We start from the raw sequence: 6,907 nt of genomic DNA, 5'->3' as shown, positions 1-6,907 counted from the left end.
GTATTATAGCTTATATATACACTGTGTATATACAGATCATATATACATAAGCTATAATACATTTTGTATATATATTAGCGATGGCTGAAAGCATGTTAGCAATGGATTTCAACCAAAAATCAACACAAAGGTTCCTTATGTTATAAGACTTCTAGTGATTTAAATTTCATTTAATTCTTGATTGGCACATCGCTATTTAATTTAAATTAATCATGCTATTTAATTAAGTGAGGCGACCGTGTGCGATAAAGAAGAAAAGACATCAAGTTCTAAATACTATTTCTCAGATGATGTCTTAGATAAACTGAAAGGTAAACATGACGTTACAGAACAAGAAGTTAAACAGTGTTTCAATAACTTAACCACTCGAACTTTAGTAGAAAATCGTGAAAAGCATAACCGACCAAACTCGCCAGACACAAGGTGGTTTATTGCAGAAACGAGAACAGGTAGAGAGTTAAAAGTCTGTTTTATGTTGATCTCCCGAAAAATACATATTAAAACAGCCTATGAACCAAATGCCACAGAAAGAGCGATTTATAATAAATTCACTAACAACAGTTAGTAGTATATTTAAGCTTACCTCAAAAACTTACATACAAATGGTATGTAAGTTTCGCTTCAGAAAATTCTAGATACACTCTACTTGAATGAAGTTGCTAGTGTTAGTGAAACAGCTCCTCATGCTGTCGACTAGCTATTGAGTAGTTGTATCTAAAACTGGATATAAAAGCATTATTTTAATTAAAACTAGAAGAGTTTTTTAAAATATGAGATTAAGCCTAATACCCAATATACGAACAATATATAGGTGTAAAAATGAAAAATACAGAGATCGAATTAGCCGAGTTCTATGAAAATACAGACAAATGGGAAAATCGTGAGCTAGGAGCAGATGAAGAATTTGCGAGCTTAGCAAGTGAGGCTGATGATGATGAGCTAATGAACTTACTGAATGAGCCTGATGATGAAAGTATAGATAGTAAAATGCAACTTATCTCCATCCGTTTGCCACAAACACTCATAGCAGACCTGAAAAATATTGGAAAAGCTGAAGACTTAGGCTATCAGACATTAGCTAGAGAAGTCTTAAAAAGGTTTGTTGATGCGGAAAACCGTAAAAAGTACAATGAAGCTATATATGAGAAAGAAAGAGCAATGGCTGATAATAGAAGATTAGCTGAAGAGTTAGAAGCTATGAAGAAGAGAAACGCCGAATTGCATGCGAAAGAAGGTAATCAACAGTGCGGTTAAATATATAGAATGGGAAAAGGATACTTATAAAATGCTGAATAGACTAGATTCATGGTTAGAATTTCACTTACACGTATTAAGTGTAAGACCAAAACCGTTCTATATTTTTATGGCTGGACTAGTACTTGCATTTGTATCTGCATTTATGTATCTCAAGCTTGTAGTGACTATTTCTAATACTCCTCTAATTAGTACACTCGTGACAAGCAATCTTAGTATCGTAGAATGGGGTTTCTATATTCTATTTTTAGGTACAATAATATATTTCTCCTGTTTAGCTGTATCCAAACATCAAGAAGCCTTTCGGTAAAACCGTGTCAAAAATCTAAGTGGGTAACACTATCATAAGTGTTGCTTACTTAGGTTTTATCACCATTATGGAAACCCCTTCCTATAATTTTGTTATAAGCTCCTCACTTGGAATTTTGTGGGCATTGTCATCGAAGTAATCTGCAAACAATGCCTTATCACTATCACGAGTTAAAAACTTATCTAGTTCATCAACAATAAAGCTTCTACTTATTTTGTCTTCGTTCATCAAACGCTCAACCATAGCACCCATTAAGATTTTTCGCTTACTATCCTGCTTACGATTGAGTTTACTCCTAGCCGACAGCTTTCGTTGCTTAATGGCTTGTATTCGATTTTCATTTTGAGTGATATATGTATCTAGCTTATCAAGGTGATCTATCATCTCAGTCAGCCATTTATTCTTCTTTGGATTATCTTTCTTAACAGCAGACCGAACCGATCTCATTTCAGCCAATAAACTATCACGGTCAACCAACATCTTAGCTAACTGATCTTCTAGTTCCCTCTGTATTTTAGACACCTAACTAGCTCCTTCCCTTGTATAAAACCTAAAAATAGTAGCATAAATGAGGTGCAAGGGCGCACTTATGCAAACTATGCTAAACTCCCCTTATCGGTGAGCTTAGCATAGTTTGCGTGCGGCAAAGGGAAATCCCCCTGCACCCCCTAAAAACCAAAACATTTTTCTGCTGAAAAATGACAAGGAATGAATCAGTAAGTTATGGCGATCTATCACTTATCCGTCAAAACATTTTCACGCAGCAACGGTCAATCTGCTACCGCTGCTGTGGCTTATCGTGCCGGTGCAAAAATTCATTGCGAACATGAAAGGCGTGACCATGATTATTCAAAAAAACGTGATGTGATACATAGTGAGATATTTTTACCACCCAATGCACCCAGCTGGGCAAATGACCGTCAGCAGCTTTGGAATGAGGTAGAGAGAGCCGAGAAACGCAAAAACAGTACGGTAGCAAGAGAGTTTGAAGTGGCATTACCGAATGAACTCAATGAACAGCAGCGTATTGCACTGGTGCAAGACTTCGCCAAGCAGATCATAGCAAGACACGGCTGTGCTGTAGATGCTCATTTGCATGATGATAAAGGCTCGTATAAGAGTAAAGAGAACCAACACGCACACATCATGCTAACGACAAGGCGATTAGAGCCAGAAGGTTTTACTAAGAAAACTCGTGAGCTAGACGAAAAGAAAAGCGGTGAGGTGGTTTATTGGCGTGAACAATGGGCAAAGACTGCTAATGAGCATTTGCGTGAGTATGCGATAGAGATTGACCATAGAAGTCTGAAAGATCAAGGCTTAGAGCGTGAACCAACCATTAAAATGGGCGTGGCTGCTAGTGCATTGGAGCGTAAAGGCGTAAAAACAGACCGTGGCGACATCAATCGTGAAGTAGCCAAATATAATAAGGTTCTCGAAACCAATAGTAATGAGAAAATTAACGATATTTTAAGCAAACAGCTTAAACAGGCAACCGAGCTTCATAACAAGCTACAGTTTATCAAACGTAGGTTGCCCGAAGTCAAAAGAGACATTACTGAAAAACAGCCTAAGCTATACCAAGCCTTTGATGATTTAGGAATACCAACGGCTGAGCCTGAACCCATTAGGAGTGTTGATAATGAGCAAGAACGAGAAAGAATCGAGCCAGTTAGTGCAAGATTGGATAGGCAGGTCAGCACTGAACGCCATACAAATGAGCGAAGACGAGAATTACCACCAGTTGGTAGCAGCGAGAGCAACGAATTGGGGCAAGGATATAACAGCGAAGTCCGACCTGCGGATCAAACAGTCACAAGCACCGCACCTAGAGGTATAGCAGAGCCGACACAGCAGCCCACAGAACCAATTCAACAGCCAAAAGCACCACAAGCCACACAAGAAGCCGTTAAAGCGCCCACAGCGCCAAATAAAGCCGATGAGATAGCCGAAAAGCGGCTAATGGTTAAGGATTTTGTGCAGAGGTGCAAGGAAGTGGCACAGCAAGCACATAGAAGCCAGTTAGATGCGATAAAAGCGCAAGCTAAGCCTATCTATGCTGAAATAGAGCGACTAAAAGATAATGAGCCATGGAATCCTTTTAAAACAAAGGCGTGGCAAGCAGAGTTGGATAAGAAAGTAGCGCAGTATAACGACATTAAATCATCGTTTGATGATTTAAAAAGTCAGGGTGTAACCAAAGAGCTTATACAAGCAGTTCATGCAGACGAGCACCGTAGAAACCCTATGGCATATAAGAATATCAGCGCCATAGAAGATGAAGTAACAGCGTATGATCAAGAGCAAATTGAAGTATTAAGAGAGCAGCGCCAACAGCAGTTGGTGCTGCAACGGTCAGAAGTAGAGAGAGATGTAGTTGATAAGGGTATTGATCGCTGAAATCATAATTACCTGTATTTAATATTCGTCACAAAATAGATAAGAGAGAGTAAATTGTGCAGAAGAGCGGAAATAACATAGCCGTAGAAGCGTCTGTAATATTTTCAGATGGGTATACAGGTTTACATGGTCAAGCAGAGTATAACGATGCTGTTGCTCACATTTATGATTTGATACGCGCATCATATACTTTATTGAAAAGTGATAGTTTTGCACCCTCTCTTTTTTTATCCATCACTATATTTGAAGAAATTGCCAAAATAAAAGCTGGGTATATGCGTGCAGCACAACAAAAGGATTTACTAAAAGTAAAAAGAAGAAAAGATCATCTTTTTAACCATGGTATGAAACATAAAATTGCAATATCACCTGTTTATCTAATTGGTAACCGCATAGCTAACAGTATTGGTGCTGATAGAGCTAAAGAAATTTTTGAAGGTTATAGTTCAGGGGAGTATTCATCACTGAGGGAGAAATCACTATATTTTGCACGAGATAATGATGGTTTGCATATCCCATCAGAATATGTAGATTCTAGTCTAGCCGCAGAGCATTTGCTAATAGCAGTTGAAATATTTGTTGATGAATTTCGGGGTATGACTATAAAGGCATCGACTATATGCGACGAAGCTAATGATTTCTATATGAAAGTGGAGACTATCCTTAAAAATATGAAGCAATCTGATTAGAGAGAGCGTGACCACTGACATCAACTCCATACAGCTTAACGGTAGCTCAATCATTATCGTGACTTGGGTCTGGGTTTTTAGATATTTATCGACTCAGTTTAGATTTTATATATTTTGATACGCGATTAGTGGAAAGATTAAGATGTTGATATATCTGCCTATCAACTTCTCTTTGGATTTTTCTTTCTTCTTTGGTTTGCTGAAACACTTTTACACTCAACTGTTTACCATCTGCAATTTTACCTATTTGGGCACTAATATTCTTTAATGCCTTATATGATCCTTGAATTGCATCCTCTCCTACTTGGGTTATACCCTTAAACTCAGAAAGATCGATGATAGAAGTGGTAGTGTACTCAAAACCCTCATGATCATGAGATATCACCTTGAATGATAAGCAAGCTTCAAAAGCCTTTTCACCGCACTCCTTGTACAGTCCGTAAGTAGTAAATAAAAAGCTACTTCTAGCCTTCCCACTTCCTAAAATTTTTATCCCATTCTTAAAAAAATTTAATTTCTCTAACTCTTTTAGTAAGTATTTTTGGTTTTTCGAAAGATCTTCCTCTTTTTCTGTTAGAACAAACGAAATGTTTTGGGCTATACCTTTACCGACGTTTTCGACTCGTACATTAAAAACCTGAAAATTACTCTTCGATTGCTCTATGAAAATCTCAATAAAGGGGCTAATTCCCTCTTTACGCAAGGCCTCCATTTGATTATCTTTAGTAAATCGCGATGCTCTTGCTTCACCAGCTATCACAACAGTTAAGAATGCTATTGCAACTGTCGCCAAAGACGCCATCGTTGCTGCGGAGTCTTCGGTTATTTTTATTATGTCTACAGGGGGTAATGGTGTAAGCGGTATTATACCTACCGTAATCAAACATAATATAAATCCAAAAACAGAGCATAGAAAATATTTAAAAGATTGCATTTGGAGGACTCTTTTACTATTTCTTCGTAAATATATATAGCGCTATCATCGTAGATTGCTAACGCATTTAGGTTGCCAGACGGACGGCTTATTTTATAATCTATCTCAATAATCTAAATAATCCCTAATTGGACGCTTCTTAAACTGTGAAGCGTCTTTTTTAAGGCGATTGATCATCTCAAACTCCCAACCACTATCGCTTTGGCCTGCTGCACTAGTAGGACTAACCATGTGATTATAGTCGGTAATAAACTGAGGATTACGAGCAATTCGCCCTAACTGCTTATCATTTAACCCTTCAATAGTAAATATATCGCCGTTATCAGCATCTCTTTTTTCAACTTTAGAAGCATTTTTTTCTTTACTTTTTTTCACTTTAAACTTGAATGTAAAACCTGCAATTACGCGTCCGTCTTTGTGTTGGTCATACTCAGCTTGAATATCCGTGTGCTTGTTTATTTGGTTGATAGCATGGTCTAAAACTCGAGCCTTGAAGTTATTCATTTTCTTGTATTGTTCAGGCTCAACACCTAACTTCCTACGTAGATCATCAACTGATATTTTGTTGGTTTTACCAACAGCTTTCCATTGCATCATCAACTCATAAAGCCTGATTGAATATTCGCTTTGCAACTCGCTAACCTGTTTTAATTCATACTCAGTATATTGCTTACTGAGTCTTGTTATTAGTGGAATAACTGCATCTGTAAATTGCAGTTCAACCATACCAGCATCATCAATATAGCTTATTTTTTGCACCCATCTAATTACATGGCGAGCTAGCTTTCCTGTTTTTTCGTGAATATCTTCATATTCAAAATGAGCATCAAATAATCCACTCGTAGCACTTTTTAACGCATCATATGAAGTATGCTTTTCTACCTTGAATTGTTCTTGGTAGCTTTTTGCTCTAATTTGCAGAACACCTTTAGCATCAATCAACTGTCTCTGCTCCCTAGCCTCAATGATTGCTAAAAAAATAAGACGTTGTTCAGGTATGCCAAGAGAGTAGCTAGCACTGATTAATTTATTATCTTTAGTTATTAACTGTTTATCGCTCATTTCGTACTTTCCACAGTAAATGATACAAGCACTATAACCCATAAAGCTACAATATGTACAATGTTGTAGCTTTATGGGTCGATAGACGTAGCTTTATGGGTCGATAGACGTAGCTTTATGGGTCGATAGACGTAGCTTTATGGGTCGATAGACGTAGCTTTATGGGCGATAAAGCCCTTTTATAGCAAGTGATGTAGAGCACTTAAAAGCTTTAAAATCTATTAAAAACATTAAAAACCTTTTTTTTAATTATTGACA

The 6,907-nt window shown here is 37.4% G+C and carries 7 protein-coding genes; 4 read left to right on the top strand and 3 right to left on the bottom strand.

Annotation, left to right across the window (positions count from 1 at the left end; genetic code table 11):
• Nucleotides 1-238: 238 nt before the first annotated feature.
• On the top strand, nt 239-565 hold the full coding sequence (locus AK824_RS13585) for an ADP-ribosyl-(dinitrogen reductase) hydrolase (protein ID WP_227511244.1): 327 nt from the start codon (nt 239-241) through the stop codon (nt 563-565).
• A 254-nt stretch (nt 566-819) separates the two neighbouring features.
• On the top strand, nt 820-1,254 hold the full coding sequence (locus tag AK824_RS13280) for a hypothetical protein (RefSeq protein ID WP_057762731.1): 435 nt from the start codon (nt 820-822) through the stop codon (nt 1,252-1,254).
• A 391-nt stretch (nt 1,255-1,645) separates the two neighbouring features.
• Here AK824_RS13280 and AK824_RS13270 read toward each other — a convergent pair whose 3' ends face one another.
• Nucleotides 1,646-2,086: a hypothetical protein gene (locus tag AK824_RS13270; protein WP_057762725.1), complete on the bottom strand. Its 441-nt coding sequence runs from the start codon at nt 2,084-2,086 to the stop codon at nt 1,646-1,648.
• 201 nt (nt 2,087-2,287) lie between these two features.
• Between AK824_RS13270 and mobQ the strand changes: the two genes are divergently transcribed.
• Both mobQ and AK824_RS13260 read left to right on the top strand, forming a co-directional pair.
• Nucleotides 2,288-3,964, top strand: coding sequence for a MobQ family relaxase (mobQ, locus tag AK824_RS13265; protein ID WP_057762722.1), 1,677 nt, complete (start codon nt 2,288-2,290; stop codon nt 3,962-3,964).
• 56 nt (nt 3,965-4,020) lie between these two features.
• A complete protein-coding gene (locus AK824_RS13260) occupies nt 4,021-4,653 on the top strand; it encodes an AbiV family abortive infection protein (protein ID WP_057762719.1) in 633 nt (210 codons plus the stop codon).
• Between the two features lie 85 nt (nt 4,654-4,738).
• Here the strand turns inward: AK824_RS13260 and AK824_RS13255 are convergent, their stop codons facing one another.
• The gene (locus tag AK824_RS13255) at nt 4,739-5,587 is read right to left on the bottom strand and encodes a hypothetical protein (protein ID WP_057762717.1); all 849 of its coding nucleotides are present in this window, start codon (nt 5,585-5,587) and stop codon (nt 4,739-4,741) included.
• 105 nt (nt 5,588-5,692) lie between these two features.
• Complete coding sequence (repM, locus tag AK824_RS13250; RefSeq protein WP_057762714.1) at nt 5,693-6,649, bottom strand: replication initiation protein RepM; 957 nt, start codon at nt 6,647-6,649, stop codon at nt 5,693-5,695.
• Between the last annotated feature and the right edge of the window lie 258 nt (nt 6,650-6,907).

The organism is Psychrobacter sp. P11G3, from assembly GCF_001435845.1.
Taxonomy (GTDB): domain Bacteria; phylum Pseudomonadota; class Gammaproteobacteria; order Pseudomonadales; family Moraxellaceae; genus Psychrobacter.
This window is presented reverse-complemented; position numbering and strand designations above follow the sequence as displayed.

Bases quoted from the DNA above. Each gene is read 5' to 3' on its own strand.
- AK824_RS13280 (WP_057762731.1), top strand. From the start codon at position 820: ATGAAAAATACAGAGATCGAATTAGCCGAGTTCTATGAAAATACAGAC.
- mobQ (WP_057762722.1), top strand. From the start codon at position 2,288: ATGGCGATCTATCACTTATCCGTCAAAACATTTTCACGCAGCAACGGT.
- AK824_RS13255 (WP_057762717.1), bottom strand. From the start codon at position 5,587: ATGCAATCTTTTAAATATTTTCTATGCTCTGTTTTTGGATTTATATTA.
- repM (WP_057762714.1), bottom strand. From the start codon at position 6,649: ATGAGCGATAAACAGTTAATAACTAAAGATAATAAATTAATCAGTGCT.